Origin of the sequence: Variovorax sp. LG9.2, assembly GCF_035018885.1 — a bacterium.
Classification (GTDB): Bacteria; Pseudomonadota; Gammaproteobacteria; order Burkholderiales; family Burkholderiaceae_C; genus Variovorax.
Map to the genome: position 1 here is coordinate 305,346 of NZ_JASJXB010000003.1, position 15,011 is coordinate 320,356.

Here is a 15,011-nt window from a genome sequence, read left to right on the forward strand (position 1 = left end):
GGAACCGACTGATGCAACGCCTCGGTCTCACCGGCGGAATCGGCAGCGGCAAGAGCACCGTGGCGGCCATGCTCGTCGCATGCGGCGCCGCGTTGGTAGACACCGATGCTATTTCGCGCGCCCTGACGCAGCCTTCCGGAGCGGCCATAGGGCCCATCAGAGAGGCATTTGGCGACGCCGTCATTGCAATGGACGGCTCACTCGACCGCGCGCAAATGCGATCGATCGTCTTCGAAAATCCAGCTCAAAAAACCAGGCTCGAAGCCATTCTTCACCCGATGATCGGCGCCGAATGCGATCGGCAGGCGGCGATAGCCCAACGCCCGTTGGTCGTGTTCGACGTACCTCTCCTGGTCGAATCGCGTCGCTGGCGTCAGAAGGTCGATCGCATACTGGTGGTCGACGCCACCGCTGAAGTCCAGGTGGCCCGCGTCATGGCCCGCTCGAACTGGACTGAAGAAATGACGTTGTCCGTACTCGCCTTGCAAGCCAGCAGAAGCTCGCGACTGAAAGCCGCGGACGCAGTCATCTTCAACGTCAGGAAGTCATTCGCACAGTTGTCCGACGAGGTGAAGGTACTGATGGGTCACTGGGCCGAGCCGCCTACGCGATAATTCTCGGCCACGCTCGGCGCCGAGCCACCACGAACTTATAAGACCCGCAAAGAGTCTTAAGACGTCAGTCCGATCTCTCGATGCTTTTCAATTCGTACGCGTTCATCTTTTTCTTCTTTCCGTTGGTGCTGATCGGGTTTTTTCTGGTCGGTCACCGGAACGCGCGGGCAGCCGCCGGCTTTCTCGCCCTGGCGTCGCTCTTCTTCTACGGCTGGTGGAGCGTCAAGGCGCTGCCGCTGCTGCTCGCCTCGATCTGCTTCAACTACTGGATCGCGCAGCGCCTGACGCCCGAGCCCGGCCGCGTCGACGCCATCCGCAAACGCAACTTGATCGTGGCGCTCACGATCAACCTGGGTGTGCTCGCCGTCTTCAAGTACGCGAACTTCTTCATGGAGAACGTCAATGCAGGTCTGACGGCGGGCGGTGCAACCCCGCTGCCGCTGCTGCACCTCGCGTTGCCCATCGGCATCTCGTTCTATACGTTCACGCAGATCGCTTTTTTGGTCGACTGCTGGCAGGGAAAGGTGAAGGAGCGGCGGTTCATTCCGTACGTCTTGTTCGTCACGTACTTTCCGCACCTGGTGGCCGGGCCGGTGCTGCATCACGCCCAAATGATGCCGCAGTTCGCCAACCCCTCGACCTACCGCGCGGACAGCAACAAGCTAGCGCTCGGCATTGCCATCTTCACCTTCGGACTCGCCAAGAAGTTGCTGATTGCGGACCGTCTCGGCCAGTACGCCGACATGGTGTTCAACGGCGTGCACACCGGCGTTCTGCCCTCGCTGTACACGTCTTGGCTGGGCGTGCTCGCCTACACACTGCAGATTTATTTCGACTTTTCCGGCTACTCCGACATGGCTGTCGGGCTGTCGCTTTGCTTGGGCGTACAACTCCCGCTGAATTTCCGCTCGCCCTACAAATCGACCAACATCATCGAGTTCTGGCGGCGTTGGCATATCTCGTTGTCGACCTTTCTGCGGGACTACCTCTACATCCCGCTGGGCGGCAACCGCAAGGGCCCCGGTCGCCGCTACTTCAACCTCTTCATGACGATGCTGCTGGGCGGCCTCTGGCATGGCGCAGCATGGACATTCGTGATCTGGGGTGCGCTGCACGGCGCCTTCCTTGTCATCAACCACCTCTGGACTAGCAAAGTACGTCATGACAAACCGTCCAGCGGTTGGCTTGCAATCGTGCTGGGCTGGTTCCTGACCTTCGTTTGCGTCATGGTGGCTTGGGTCGTTTTCCGCGCCGAAAGCATGAATGCCGCGATCCAGATCTACAAGGGAATGCTGGGTATACACGGCGCACCGGTCAGCGCCTTTGCCGAGTTCGTCGTGCCCTTCCGCAAGCCTGAGTTCTTCCAGACGCTGTTGGTCGGCATGGTGATTTGCCTGGCATTGCCACCGACTATCTCGCTCGATCGCTGGATTCCAGTTCCTGGCGCTGTCGCCCATCGCGCGGTGCTCGCGCGGATCGCGCCGGCACTGACCGCGCTGGGCACCGTCATTCTTCTGGGCCTCTGCGTGTCGCGGCTGGGCACATACAGCCCTTTCCTGTATTTCCAGTTCTAGTCATGAAGCCGGGTGTTCTGTGGCTTCGCATTTACGGCGTCGGCTTTGTCGTCTGCTTTGCGTTGCTCTGGATCACGCTGCTCACCCCGATTGCCTACGGAGACTTGACACGCGTCGGGCGCATTTCCGAAACCGAGTTTGCGGCGCGTCGACCGGGTCCCAAGTTCGATAGTGCGTATTTGGTCGACTCCCCCGTTTCCGCCGCCGACGTGCTCGTCATCGGCGACAGTTTTTCGATTCGCTTTGCCTGGCAAGCAGCACTGGTCGAAGGTGGTTACCGCGTCGTCACGACGCACTGGGACAAGACTGGTCCGCTGTGCGCCAACTTTCCCGAGTGGCTGCGTCGCTCAGGGTTCAAGGGGCGCTACGTCATCATTGAAAGCATCGAACGCCTTCTTCCTGAACGTCTCGACGAAGCTGCGGCGTGCACAACGATGTCACTGCCGTTCCAGGCCATTCCACGCGCGACCCAACTGGCTGCGGACACCGCCATGACGCTGCCGCAGCGCCTGAACTGGGACGCCGAGTGGGCAAGCGGCTGGCTGACCTACATTCATACGCGGGCCATCAAGACGAGTCAGACCGATCTCGTATTCGACCACCCGAGATGGGGCGACTTGATCGTGTCGCGTCCTTTGCCAAACGGTTGCAAGGAATTCAGCAATCGCCTGTGTAATAAGGGAATCTTTCTGGTTGATGACGATCGCAATCTGGTGCTAAGTCCAAGCTCTGCCGCCTTGATGGCTCGATTCGACGGGCTCGCCGGAATGCCCAAGATTATCTGGATGGTGATCCCGAACAAGACCACGGTGTACCTAAATCAAGACCACGCGTCTTCTTTTGTGCAGGCGCTTGGTGCGCTGCACCTGGGTCCCGATCTTTTTGCGCTTGCCGCCAACAGCCGGCACCATGTAATGGACCTCTACTCACCGAATGACACGCATCTTTCTCCTGCCGGCTATCAGTTGGTCGGCGCCCGTATGTTGCGAGCCGTAAAGGACTCTGAAAAATGATGCCGGCGCGTTTGTGGCTTCGCTACTTTGCCGCGGGCTTCGTGGTCATCGTCTCGATGTTGCTGGTGACGCTTTTCACTCCGGCGCCTTATGGCGACCTCACGCGAATCGGCCGTCTTTCGGATGCAGAGTTCGGGTGGCAAGCCGCACCTCCGATCGTAACGAAGGCATACATCAAAGGCGTGCCTTTGGACCAAGCTGACGTGCTGGTGGTGGGTGACAGTTTTTCGATGACGCTGCGTTGGCAATCACGGCTCGTCAAAGAGGGATACAAAGTAGCGACGATCTACTGGGGCCAGACCGGCCCGTTGTGCAAAGACTTCACACCTTGGATACGGCGCGCCGGATTCAAGGGCAAGCTCGTCGTGGTCGAGAGTGTCGAGCGCCTGCTGGGTGACCGGCTCAAGGGGGGCTCCACCTGTACGACCATGTCGAAGGAGCCCGTCGTCAAGACCGTTCCGTTTCTCGAACCACTCGAAGCCGTGCCCGGCTTTGAGCTGAACTGGAGCGCCAAGTTGACGACCGGACTCATCACGTACACCAACATGAGAAAAGTCCGCAAGCTCTCGGGCGATGCGCTCTTTGGAGACGAGACCTGGGTGCGCCCGGTTCCGGACGGTTGCAGCTACTTCAGTCACAAGCTGTGCGAGAAGGCTCTCTTCTTTTTCGAGGACACAGACAATCCACCGCTCAAACCGGAGGCGGTCGAGCAAATGAAAGCTTTTGACAAAGCTCAGTCTGACCTCAAGTTCGTCTGGATGGTCATTCCCGACAAGACGACGGTGTACGTCGACACGCAACATGCAGCCCCCTTCGTCGCGGCCTTCAAGACTGCAGACCTGGGTCCTGACCTTTTCAGTTTTGCCGCCGATGAGCGCGCCAGAGTCCGCGATTTCTATTTCCCAAATGACACGCACCTCTCGATGCATGGCCAATTGGTCGTGGGCGACCGCATGTTGCAAGCTGTCCGCCAAGTCTTGGCGCCGCCCGCGCCGCGGCCGCCGTGAGACTATGATTCCCGACCAGAACGGAACAGCGTGATCCTCTACGAGTACCCCTTCAACGAGCGCATCCGGACCTACCTTCGGCTCGAGCATCTCTTTCGCCGCCTTGGCGAGTTGGTGCCCTCCGACTCCGCGCTGTTGCACCACTACGCACTCGTCACGATCTTCGAGATCATGGACGTGGCAGCGCGCGCCGACTTGAAGGCCGATGTGCTGCGCGATCTCGACAAGCACAAGAACGTTTTCAACAGTTATCGCGGTAATCCGCAGATCTCGGTGGCCGCGCTCGACCAGGTCGTTGCGCAGTTGGAACGCAACTTCGCCACGCTCAATACCGTGCCTGGAAAGGCCGGACAGTCGCTCACGGACAACGAATGGCTGATGAGTATTCGCAGCCGCGTCGGCATTCCCGGCGGAACGTGCCAGTTCGATTTGCCCGCGTACTTTGCGTGGCAAAACGGTACGGCCAAGATGCGTCGAACCGACATCGAGCGCTGGCTGACGACCCTCGCACCATTGGCCGAATCGATTTACCTCTTGCTCAAGCTGCTGCGTGATGCCGATGTTCCTTACAAGGTGATCGCAGCCCACGGCCAGTTTCAGCAAACGTTGCCGCAAGGACGCAGCTTTCAGTTGCTGCGCCTTCGCATCGATCCGAAGCTCGGCTTTATTCCTGAGATCAGCGGCAACCGCTTGATGGTCTCGGTGAGATTGATGCGCCACGAGGACGACGACCGGCTGCACCAGAGCACCGATGACGCGCCGCTCGAGCTGACCCTCTGCGCTTGAGACAGGACGGGAGGAGAGAAAACGTGGCGACGAGCAAAGTGAACAAGGCGGGCGACCGGATCGTTCGCTGTCCCGCATGCGGCGGCGATAGCGTCTATGGGCCAGCCAATCCGAATAGGCCGTTCTGCAGCGCGCGCTGCAAGGGCATCGACCTGGGCGCCTGGGCCAGTGAAGAGTTCAGGATGCCGACCGACGCACCGCCCGATGATGATCCGTTCGGCGACCCGCGGCTTCAGTAGACCGGCAGGATCAAGGGCCGGGTACACCGCGCTCGGCAGCCAGCCAACCCAGCACTGGGATTGCGCCAGGTAACACTGGCGCGACGTCCAACGGCAGCTGCTGCCACCGCATCGCCTGACCTTCGCGCATCTCTAGCTCACCGGTCCAAGCGGTGACCTTGCACCAGTGCAGCCGTACCAGCGCATGCGGGTAGTCGTGCTCGGTCACCTTCCACACCGAGGCGCTGTCGATCGTGATGCCGAGCTCCTCGTGCAGCTCGCGCCGCAATGCTTCCTCTATGCTTTCACCCGCCTCTACCTTGCCGCCCGGAAACTCCCAGTAACCGGCGTAAGGTTTGCCATCCGGGCGCGTCGACAGGAGCAAGGCATCGTCGCTTTTCCGGATCAGGATGCCGACGGCGACTTCGGTGTGCAGACGCGTCTCGGTGATCACGTCGCTCGCGTTGCGCAGGTCGCTCACACCGCCCTCCGCCCCGCATAGTCGCGCGCGAACTGGTAAGCCACCCTGCCACTTCGGGAGCCACGCTCCAAGGCCCACACCAGCGCTTCAGGCTTGGCCGCGTCGATGGCTGCGGCGTCGACATCAAAAGAAGACAACCACTGCGCCACGATCGTCAGATACTCGTTTTGGCTGAACGGATAGAAACTGACCCACAGGCCGAAGCGCTCCGACAACGATATCTTTTCCTCGATCACCTCGCCAGGGTGTACTTCGCCTTCCTCTGTGTGGGTATAGCTGAGGTTGTCTTTCATGTACTCCGGCAGCAAATGACGCCGGTTGCTGGTCGCGTAGATCAACACATTCGGCGTCGGCGCGGAGATGGATCCGTCGAGGATCGACTTCAGCGCCTTGTAGCCGGGCTCGCCTTCGTCGAAGCTCAAGTCATCGCTGAAGACGATGAATTTCTCCGGCCGACCCGACACGACATCGACGATGTCGGGCAAGTCCACCAGCTCCGCCTTGTCCACCTCGATCAAGCGCAGGCCTTGCGGTGCATAAGCCTGCAAACATGCGCGGATGAGCGACGATTTACCGGTGCCGCGAGCGCCCGTTAGCAGCACGTTATTGGCAGGCTTTCCCTCGACGAACTGCCGCGTATTGCGCTCGATCTTTTCTTTCTGAACTTCGATTTCTTTCAGCGCATCGAGCGGCATGGTGCCGACGTGGCGAACCGGCTCCAGCGAACCATGGCCCGAGCTGCGACGGCGGTAGCGCCACGCGATCGACGCGTTCCAATCGGTCGGTGCAACCAGCGGCTGCGGAAGAATCGATTCGATGCGCGCGATGAGTTGCTCAGCGCGCACGAGCAGGTGTTCGAAGTTCTCGTTCATCGCGTGCGCATGGTCAGGAGCGGTAGTCGGCGTTGATCGACACGTAGTCGTGGCTCAGGTCGCAAGTCCACACGGTGTCGCTGGCATCGCCTCGACCCAAGCCGATGCGTACCGTGATCTCGCTTTGCTTCATCACGCGCTGGCCATCTTCTTCGCGATAGTCCGGGGCGCGCCCACCGTGCACGGCCACATGCACGTCGTCGAGATAGAGATCGATGCCGGTCTGGTCGAGATCGTCGATGCCCGCATAGCCCACAGCGGCCAGGATGCGGCCGAGATTGGGGTCGCTGGCAAAGAAGGCGGTCTTGACGAGCGGCGAGTGTGCGACGGCGTACGCGACCTGGCGGCACTCCGCCGAGTTCTTGCCGCCTTCGACACGGATCGTGATGAACTTGGTCGCGCCCTCGCCGTCACGAACGATCGCCTGTGCGAGCTGGCGCGCCACGTTCTGCATCCCCGCCACCAAAACCTGACCGTCGGCCGAATCGAGCGATGTGATGCTCTGGTTGCCAGCCTTCTGCGTCGCGATGACAACGAACGAGTCGTTGGTCGAGGTATCACCGTCGATGGTGACGCGATTGAAGGACGCATCGGCCAATTGCAGCGCCAGCGGCTGAATCAACGACGCGTCGATCTTTGCGTCGGTCGCCATGAAGCCGAGCATGGTCGCCATGTTGGGCCGGATCATTCCGGCGCCCTTGCTGATGCCGGTGATCGTCACCGTGGCGCCGCCAATCAGCACCCGTTCGCTGAAGGCCTTGGGCACGGTGTCAGTGGTCATGATGCCTTCGGCCGCACGCGCCCAATGCCCAGGGGCTGCATCGGCCAGGGCCGCCTGCAAGCCGGCTTCGATGCGATCGACGGGCAACGGCTCCATGATCACGCCCGTCGAAAACGGCAGGATCTGCTCTGGTGAAATGTTCAGATGCCGCGCCAACGCAACACACACCGTACGCGTGCGCGCCAGACCATCTTCCCCAGTGCCGGCATTGGCGTTGCCCGTGTTGATGACCATGGCACGAATGCCATGGTCCGCCTTCAGATGATCGCGGCACACCTGCACCGGCGCCGCGCAAAAGCGGTTCTGGGTGAAAACACCGCCGACCGCCGCACCTTCGTCGATCAACACGACCGTCAGGTCTTTGCGATTGGCTTTGCGTACGCCCGCTTCGGTGACACCGATGCGAACGCCAGGCACCGCGAACAAGGCGGCAGGATCAGGGGCAGACAGATTGACGGGCATGGCGTTAGATGGTTTTGGTTCCTTGCCAATCAGCTCAACTTGCCGTGGCAGTGTTTGAATTTCTTTCCGCTGCCGCACGGGCATGGATCGTTGCGCCCGACGCGCGCCAACGCAGCGGCTTCAGCGCCCAGCGTGCCGAGCCCAGCCGCGGCGATGCGACGCTGACTCTCTTCCTCAACGCGCACTTCTACTTCGCCCGATTCCGTTGGCGCCGAGTAGGTTATGTTGGCGAGGTTCTCACCGCGGCTCTCGAGCGCTTCGGCGGCTTCTTCGAGCTGTTCACCGGACTGCACCCGCACCGTCATCAGCTGACGCGTCACTTCGTTCTTGACCGAGTCGAGCAGCTGGCCGAAGAGCTCGAAAGCCTCGCGCTTGTATTCCTGCTTGGGCTGCTTTTGCGCATAGCCGCGCAGATGGATGCCCTGGCGCAGATAGTCCAGCGATGCCAGATGTTCGCGCCAATGCGTGTCGATGCTTTGCAGCAAGACCATGCGTTCGAACTGCGTGAAGTTCTCTTGCCCGATCAACGCCACCTTGGCGTCGAAGGCGGCATTGGCTGCTGCAACGACCTTTTCGACGACCTCTTCGTCGGAGATGGATGCGGCCGATTCGACTTCTTTTTGCAACGGAATGTCGAGGCCCCACTCGGTGTTCAGCGACTTCTCGAGCGCAGCCAGCTGCCATTGCTCTTCAACCGATTCCGGCGGGACGAACTGTCGCGCGAGATCGGTAAAACAGCCTTCGCGCAGCGCCTCGATCTGCGCCGTCAGGTCGGATGCATCAAGAATGTCGTTGCGCTGCTGATAGATCACCTTGCGCTGATCGTTCGAAACATCGTCGTACTCGAGCAACTGCTTGCGCACATCGAAATTGCGCGCCTCGACCTTGCGCTGCGCGCTCTCGATGCTGCGCGTGACGATGCCGGCTTCGATGGCCTCTCCGTCCGGCATCTTGAGACGGTCCATGATCGCCTTCACCCGATCGCCTGCAAAAATACGCATCAACGGATCGTCCAAGCTCAGGTAGAAGCGCGACGAGCCCGTATCGCCTTGCCGGCCTGAGCGGCCACGCAGTTGATTGTCGATACGACGTGATTCATGCCGTTCGGTCGCGATGATGCGCAAACCGCCAAGCGACTTCACGAACTCGTGGTCCTTGTCCCATTCGACGCGCAGCGTTGCGATTTCGGCCTGCTTGCCCGCATCGTCCAGGCCCTCGTCGGCCTCGACCAGCTCGATCATTTTCTCGACGTTGCCGCCAAGAACGATGTCGGTGCCGCGACCGGCCATGTTGGTCGCGATGGTGATCATCTTCGTGCGGCCGGCTTGCGCCACGATGTCGGCCTCACGCGCATGCTGCTTCGCGTTGAGCACCTGGTGCGGGAGGCCCGCCTTGTTCAGCAGCTCGTCGATGATTTCGGAGTTCTCGATCGACGAGGTGCCGACCAGCACCGGCTGACCGCGGTCGTAGCACTCGCGAATATCCTCGATCGCAGCTTCGTACTTTTCGCGCGTGGTCTTGTAGACGCGGTCGAGCTGGTCTTCGCGCTTGCTGTGTCGATTCGGCGGAATGATCGTGGTTTCGAGCCCGTAGATTTCCTGGAACTCGTAGGCCTCGGTGTCTGCCGTACCCGTCATGCCAGCCAGCTTGCCGTAGAGACGGAAATAGTTCTGAAACGTGATCGACGCCAGCGTCTGGTTCTCGGCCTGGATCTGCACGCCTTCCTTGGCTTCGACGGCCTGATGCAAACCATCGCTCCAGCGGCGGCCCGTCATCAGGCGGCCAGTGAATTCGTCGACGATCACAACCTCGCCCTCTTGCACCACGTAATGCTGATCGCGGTGATAGAGGTGCCGCGCACGCAGCGCGGCGTTCAGGTGGTGCATCAGCGTGATATTGGTCGGGTCGTAGAGCGATGCGCCATCGGGCAAGAGCTTGAACTCGCTGAGGATGCGCTCGGCGTTCTCGTGACCGTCTTCGGTCAGAAAGACCTGATGCGTTTTTTCGTCGACGGTGAAGTCGCCGGGCTTGGTGACGCCCTCGCCGGTGCGGGGATCGGCTTCACCTTCCTGCTTGGTGAGCAGCGGTACGACCTTGTTGATCGCGAGGTAGGTGTCTGTGTGGTCTTCGGCCTGGCCGCTGATGATCAGCGGCGTGCGAGCCTCGTCGATCAGGATGGAATCGACTTCGTCGACGATGGCGTAGTTAAGGCCGCGCTGAACCCGATCGCCGGGCTCGTAGACCATGTTGTCGCGCAGATAGTCGAAGCCGTACTCGTTGTTCGTGCCGTACGTGATGTCGCTGCCATACGCCTGCTGCTTTTCTTCGCGCGGCATGTTCGGCAGGTTGATGCCGACCGATAGACCGAGAAAGTTGTAGAGCCGGCCCATCCATTTCGCGTCGCGGCTGGCCAGGTAGTCGTTCACTGTGACGACATGCACTCCCTTGCCCGACAGCGCGTTCAGGTACACCGGCAACGTGGCGGTCAACGTCTTGCCCTCGCCGGTACGCATCTCAGAAATCTTGCCGTTGTGCAGGGCCATGCCGCCGAGCAACTGCACATCGAAGTGGCGCATCTTCATGACACGCTTGGAACCTTCTCGCACAGTCGCAAAGGCTTCGGGCAGCAGGTCGTCGAGGGTTTCGCCCTTGGCGGCGCGGGCCTTGAACTCCTCGGTCTTGGCGCGCAGGGCGTCGTCGCTCAGCTTTTCGAACTCGGATTCGAGCGCATTGATGCGTTCGACCGTCTTCCGATATTGCTTCAGGAGACGGTCGTTGCGACTGCCGAAAATCTGGGTCAGGAAATTGGTTGCCATGAGTGGAGGATCGACGGACACCCTGCACGCGGGGCGCTGCGATCCAGATCCCTAAGATATGGTGAAAGCAATTGGGCGCACTTTCATGAAAAGCAAGCGGCCCTGATGCCAGGCGAATGCGCCGACAAACCCCGCATTTTAGCCAGCTTGTTTCAGTCCGTTATTTCCCTATGACCCGCCGCACAACCACCTTCACATTGCTCCAGGCTGCCGACGGCTCCCCCACCCTCGCGGGCTTGCTGGCACGCGCCCGCGACGCCTCGGAACGTCTAAAAGCGGTGGAAGAGCTGATACCGAAGGAGATGCGTGCCGCGGTTCAGCCCGGCCCGGCCGACGGCGATGTGTGGTGCGTGCTGGTCAATGGCAGCGCCGCGGCGGCCAAGCTGCGCCAGCTGGCACCCATGATCGTCGCGCGACTGAAGGACCGGGGCTGGGAGGTGGCGACGTTGCGAATCAAGGTGCAGCAGACTCGACGCTGACTGCGATCGCCGCTCTGGCCGACTCACGGCTTTTTGCTTTCTCAGAGCGCGCGCAAGCTGCTCGAGTGGCTCAGGGCTTGTCGCCGCGCTTGCTCGCTCCGTCGTCCATGAAGCCCGGGTTGCGGCCCGCCGTTGCTTGCTTCGGCACCATGACGCCGCCGGGCGCCCGAACCAGTTTTTCCGGCTTGGGTGCATCGACAGCGGCCCGCGCCTTTTTGACCGGGTGAGCGCCATGTCGCTTCACAGGCGCTGCATCGGCGGTGTTCACCATGACGGCAGCGGTGGCAACGAAGAACGCAAAAACGATTTTTGAGATCGAGCAAGACATCAGAAAACCTCGCAGTTGAAGGTCACAAATCAAGCACCAGAAGCCGCGACTTCGAGCGCGAACAACACGGCGTGAACTGGTCGTTGGCCGCCTGCTCTTCCGGCGTCAGGTACATGTCCCTATGGTCGGGCTCACCTTCGAGCACGCGCGTCAGACAAGTACCACAGACGCCCTGCTCGCACGAAGTCAACACCTCGATGCCGGCGGCGGCCAGGGCTTGCACCACGGTCTGCTCTTTGGAGACGAAGACAACCTTGCCCGAACTCGCAAGCTTCACCTCGAAGCTGGCGTCGTCCTTTGATTTGACGACTTCCGCGCCAAAAAATTCACAGTGAAGTTGCTCCGCCGGCCAGCCCGCGGCGCGGGCGGCATTCAGCAACCAGTCCATGAAGCCCTTGGGCCCGCAGACATACAAATGCACCCCTGGGTTCATCTTGGACAACAGCCGGGCGAGGTCCAGCTTCTGCGCTGAATCGCCGTCGTCGAAATGGAATTGCACCTTCGCTGCAAACGCAGAAGCTGCGATGCGTTGACGGAACGCAGTGCGCTCGGGCGAGCGAGTGCAGTAGTGCATTTCCAGCGACGCTCCCGTCACCGCGAGGCGCTCCGCCATACACAAAATCGGCGTGACCCCGATGCCTCCAGCGACAAGCACGCTGTGCTTCGCTTCGTGCGCCAGCGGAAAGTGATTTTTCGGCGCGCCGATGTGCAAGATGTCGCCTTCGTTGACCGCATCGTGAAGGCTTTGCGAGCCGCCACGCGAGCCTGGGTCACGCAGCACGCCGATCAGGTAGCGATGCGCTTCTTTCGGGTCGTTGCACAGCGAATACTGGCGAGTCAACCCGTTAGGCAAGTGCACGTCGATGTGGGAACCTGCCGAAAACGCCGGCAAGAGACGCTCGTCGATGCTGACCAGTTCGAAGGTTGCAATGTCGATGGCCTCGTCGACCTTGCGAGCGACGCGAACCTGATGGTCACTTGGCGTCACGAAGCGCTCTCCGCCGCGAGGATACGGTCGAGCACGCGGCGCGACTGAACTCCTCCCGAGTCGATATTCAGCTTGAGCAACGCGCGGTGAGGGTGCGCCGACAGGTTCCTTTGCTGGCGCTCGAGCATCTCGAGGTCTTCACCGAAAATTTTGGCCTGGCCTTCGCGGATGCTGGCTGTCAACGCCTTGTCGTTTGGATTGAAGTTACGCGCCATGCCCCAGAAATACCAGATCGACGTCTCGGTTTCCGGCGTGATGAAGTCGACCACGATGCTCGACGCCTTGAACTTGGCGTCGGCGTTGTAGCCGCCGTTGCCTGCGTGGGCGACGCCCACCTCGATGAGCACGTGACTCGGAGGGGTGAAGCGGCAGATTTGCCACCGATCCACCGGCACGTCGTCGGCCAGATGGTTGCCGCGCAACGCCATGCGCCAAAATGGCGGCGCCATGATGTTTTCCATGTGGCGGGCGGTGATCACTTCGTCGCCCTCGGTGGTCGTTTTGGTCGGCGTCTCGTCGATTTCCGGCTGCCCTATGCTGGTCGCATGAACGTAGGTTTCGTGCGTCAGATCCATCAGGTTGTCGATCATGAGGCGGTAGTCGCATTCGATGTGATAGAGCCCGCCGCCATACGCCCATTCGGGGCTTTCGGCCCACTCGAGCCGGTGGAGCTTGGCCTCGTCGGCTTGCGCTGGATCGCCGGGCCAGACCCAGACAAAGCCGTAGCGCTCGATCACCGGATAAGCACGTATCGCTGGAAAGCCGCGCACGCGTTGGCCCGGCATGGCGATGGTCTTGCCGTCGCATCCCATTTCCAGCCCGTGATAACCGCAGACCAGTTTGCCTTCGACCACTGAGCCCAGTGAGAGCGGCGCACCGCGATGTGGGCAAAAGTCTTCGAGCGCTGCGACCACGTTGTCCGGGCCGCGATAAAAAACGATCGCCTCACTGCAGATCTTTCGACCCAATGGTTTGTCGTCGATTTCCTCGGGCATGCAGGCAACATACCAAGCATTCTTCGGGAACATGCGTGTCTCTCTTTGGTGGGGTGGCACTCGCCACTTCTGGCGACGGACTCGTTTAATTGAGCGTGCTCAAATATAACTTTGCTCAATTTTCTCGTCAACGACTAGATAATGCGTAGATGCCCAACTTCGAGACTGAGCCGACACAAGCACCCCGAGCGGGCCTGCGCGAGCGGAGCAAAACCGACAAACGCAAGCGCATCATCGAGGCGGCGCGCGCTGTGTTCATCGAGCATGGCTACGAGGCGGCGACTACCCGCGAGATCGCCACGCGGGCTGACGTGTCCACCGGCACGGTATTCGTCTACGCCAAGGACAAGCGTGACTTGTTGCTGCAGGTGGTCAACGACGAGCTCGACGCGGTCAATCTCAAAGGACAAGCATTGCTGGAAAGACCGGGCTCGCTGCGCGAAAGATTGCTACCGTACTTCGAGCTCCGATACCGCTACTGGGCCAGCGAACCGCGGCTGGCGCGTCCGGCGCTGCGCGAGACGTCCGAATTTCTGGCGCCGGGGGCTACCCACGGCGAAGAGGCGCATCGCTTCTACGCCCGCCGCCCGGTGATCTTGGGCCACATCGAACAGATGGTGCGCGCTGCACAGAAAAGCGGAGAAGCACAGGATGACGTGCCCGCCGACCAGATCGCTTCGCTTATCTTCAGCCTGTACCTGATCGAGGTGCGCCGCTGGCTGAACGACGAGCCGCCAAGGCTCGCCAGTGGCATGAAGCGCCTGAGCGCCGTGCTGGGATTGTTTGTGCGGGGCATCTTGAGCCCCGGCCATGAATGGTGCCGCTTGTCGGAACCACCATCAAGCCGGCAAGCGTTATGACAATTAGCGTCAGGACCATATCAGTACGCTGATACCGTCAGAAGTACCGTCAACTTATGCGCAAAGCCACGTTCTGCAAAGTCACGAGCTCTGGCTACATTCGGGCGAAACGATCTGTCGGCCGTTCGCTTGGCCATCGCGGTACACCAGCTTCACATAGGCCGCTTGGTCATCCGTAAAGGGTTACGTATGTCGGTTTCTTGATCAAGCCGTAGCAAAAAGCCTCTTTTACTTAGTGCCTGCCTGAGGGCGATATTTTTAAACCGAGTTGCCCATCGGCCACGATCACAATGCCGGCCGAGCCGGCTGAGCCGGCTGAACCGGCTGAACCGGTACAGATGTTAACTTGGACGGCTTTCCAAAACGAGCACAAGACGACGTGCGAAATGGCGCTGGACGGTGGCGTCTATCGGCCGGCGAGCCGCCAAATCGGCCGTTTGAGCCGCTTTCAGCACAGTCGGCAGGCAGCCGCCACCACAGTGTATGGAAACGCTCCAGAAGATGCTATCAATAGCATAGCATCATCACGCTACCGATGCTATGCTTTTGATAGCACCATTGTTACAACAAAAATAGCTATCGTGTATAGAAAATGAGCTGCGTTTTGATTGAAGGAAGCACCTTCCCCGGGGTGTAAAGACACCAACTTAGATGTTGAACTGTCGGCGCCGATCTCAACTTGACCCACCCTGCCGATCTCAACTTAACCCGGGAATGGGTGCCGGCGTTGTAGCTGC

At 60.5% G+C, this 15,011-nt stretch carries 15 protein-coding genes; 8 read left to right on the forward strand and 7 right to left on the reverse strand.

What is annotated here, in order from left to right:
• Positions 1–11 precede the first annotated feature (11 nt).
• From coaE to QN413_RS05045, 6 genes are all read left to right on the forward strand, one after another.
• Positions 12–614 (forward strand): dephospho-CoA kinase, encoded by a 603-nt coding sequence (gene coaE / locus QN413_RS05020; RefSeq protein WP_323495530.1) that lies wholly within the window; start codon positions 12–14, stop codon positions 612–614.
• Positions 615–694: 80 nt separating this feature from the next.
• A complete protein-coding gene (locus tag QN413_RS05025) occupies positions 695–2,188 on the forward strand; it encodes an MBOAT family protein (RefSeq protein ID WP_323495531.1) in 1,494 nt (497 codons plus the stop codon).
• A 2-nt stretch (positions 2,189–2,190) separates the two neighbouring features.
• Complete coding sequence (locus tag QN413_RS05030) at positions 2,191–3,201, forward strand: hypothetical protein (RefSeq protein WP_323495532.1); 1,011 nt, start codon at positions 2,191–2,193, stop codon at positions 3,199–3,201.
• Between the two features lie 56 nt (positions 3,202–3,257).
• Positions 3,258–4,208, forward strand: coding sequence for a hypothetical protein (locus QN413_RS05035; RefSeq protein ID WP_323495533.1), 951 nt, complete (start codon positions 3,258–3,260; stop codon positions 4,206–4,208).
• 30 nt (positions 4,209–4,238) lie between these two features.
• A complete protein-coding gene (gene zapD, locus QN413_RS05040; RefSeq protein ID WP_323495534.1) occupies positions 4,239–4,994 on the forward strand; it encodes a cell division protein ZapD in 756 nt (251 codons plus the stop codon).
• A 23-nt stretch (positions 4,995–5,017) separates the two neighbouring features.
• A complete protein-coding gene (locus QN413_RS05045; RefSeq protein ID WP_187054569.1) occupies positions 5,018–5,233 on the forward strand; it encodes a DNA gyrase inhibitor YacG in 216 nt (71 codons plus the stop codon).
• A 10-nt stretch (positions 5,234–5,243) separates the two neighbouring features.
• Here the strand turns inward: QN413_RS05045 and QN413_RS05050 are convergent, their stop codons facing one another.
• The 4 genes from QN413_RS05050 to secA are packed head-to-tail and all read right to left on the reverse strand — an operon-like array spanning position 5,244 to position 10,624.
• On the reverse strand, positions 5,244–5,693 hold the full coding sequence (locus tag QN413_RS05050) for an NUDIX domain-containing protein (protein WP_323495535.1): 450 nt from the start codon (positions 5,691–5,693) through the stop codon (positions 5,244–5,246).
• Positions 5,690–6,565, reverse strand: coding sequence for an ATP-binding protein (locus tag QN413_RS05055; protein ID WP_323495536.1), 876 nt, complete (start codon positions 6,563–6,565; stop codon positions 5,690–5,692). Before QN413_RS05055 ends, QN413_RS05050 begins: the two co-directional genes overlap by 4 nt.
• Positions 6,566–6,578: 13 nt before the next feature.
• Complete coding sequence (argJ, locus tag QN413_RS05060) at positions 6,579–7,808, reverse strand: bifunctional glutamate N-acetyltransferase/amino-acid acetyltransferase ArgJ (RefSeq protein WP_323495537.1); 1,230 nt, start codon at positions 7,806–7,808, stop codon at positions 6,579–6,581.
• A 29-nt stretch (positions 7,809–7,837) separates the two neighbouring features.
• Positions 7,838–10,624 carry a preprotein translocase subunit SecA gene (gene secA, locus QN413_RS05065; RefSeq protein WP_323495538.1) on the reverse strand — a complete coding sequence of 929 codons (2,787 nt, stop codon included), beginning with the start codon at positions 10,622–10,624 and terminating at the stop codon, positions 7,838–7,840.
• A 170-nt stretch (positions 10,625–10,794) separates the two neighbouring features.
• Here secA and QN413_RS05070 point away from each other — a divergent pair, with 170 nt between their 5' ends.
• Complete coding sequence (locus QN413_RS05070; RefSeq protein ID WP_323495539.1) at positions 10,795–11,103, forward strand: DciA family protein; 309 nt, start codon at positions 10,795–10,797, stop codon at positions 11,101–11,103.
• Positions 11,104–11,173: 70 nt separating this feature from the next.
• Here QN413_RS05070 and QN413_RS05075 read toward each other — a convergent pair whose 3' ends face one another.
• Genes QN413_RS05075 through QN413_RS05085 form a run of 3 tightly spaced genes read right to left on the reverse strand, consistent with a single transcriptional unit; the run spans position 11,174 to position 13,447 of the window.
• On the reverse strand, positions 11,174–11,431 hold the full coding sequence (locus tag QN413_RS05075) for a hypothetical protein (protein ID WP_323495540.1): 258 nt from the start codon (positions 11,429–11,431) through the stop codon (positions 11,174–11,176).
• A gap of 22 nt (positions 11,432–11,453) precedes the next feature.
• On the reverse strand, positions 11,454–12,419 hold the full coding sequence (locus tag QN413_RS05080; protein ID WP_323495541.1) for a PDR/VanB family oxidoreductase: 966 nt from the start codon (positions 12,417–12,419) through the stop codon (positions 11,454–11,456).
• A complete protein-coding gene (locus tag QN413_RS05085; protein ID WP_323495542.1) occupies positions 12,416–13,447 on the reverse strand; it encodes an aromatic ring-hydroxylating dioxygenase subunit alpha in 1,032 nt (343 codons plus the stop codon). Before QN413_RS05085 ends, QN413_RS05080 begins: the two co-directional genes overlap by 4 nt.
• Before the next feature lie 116 nt (positions 13,448–13,563).
• On the opposite strand from QN413_RS05085, the gene QN413_RS05090 reads away from it, so the two are divergent.
• Positions 13,564–14,274 (forward strand): TetR/AcrR family transcriptional regulator, encoded by a 711-nt coding sequence (locus QN413_RS05090; protein ID WP_323495543.1) that lies wholly within the window; start codon positions 13,564–13,566, stop codon positions 14,272–14,274.
• Positions 14,275–15,011 lie beyond the last annotated feature (737 nt).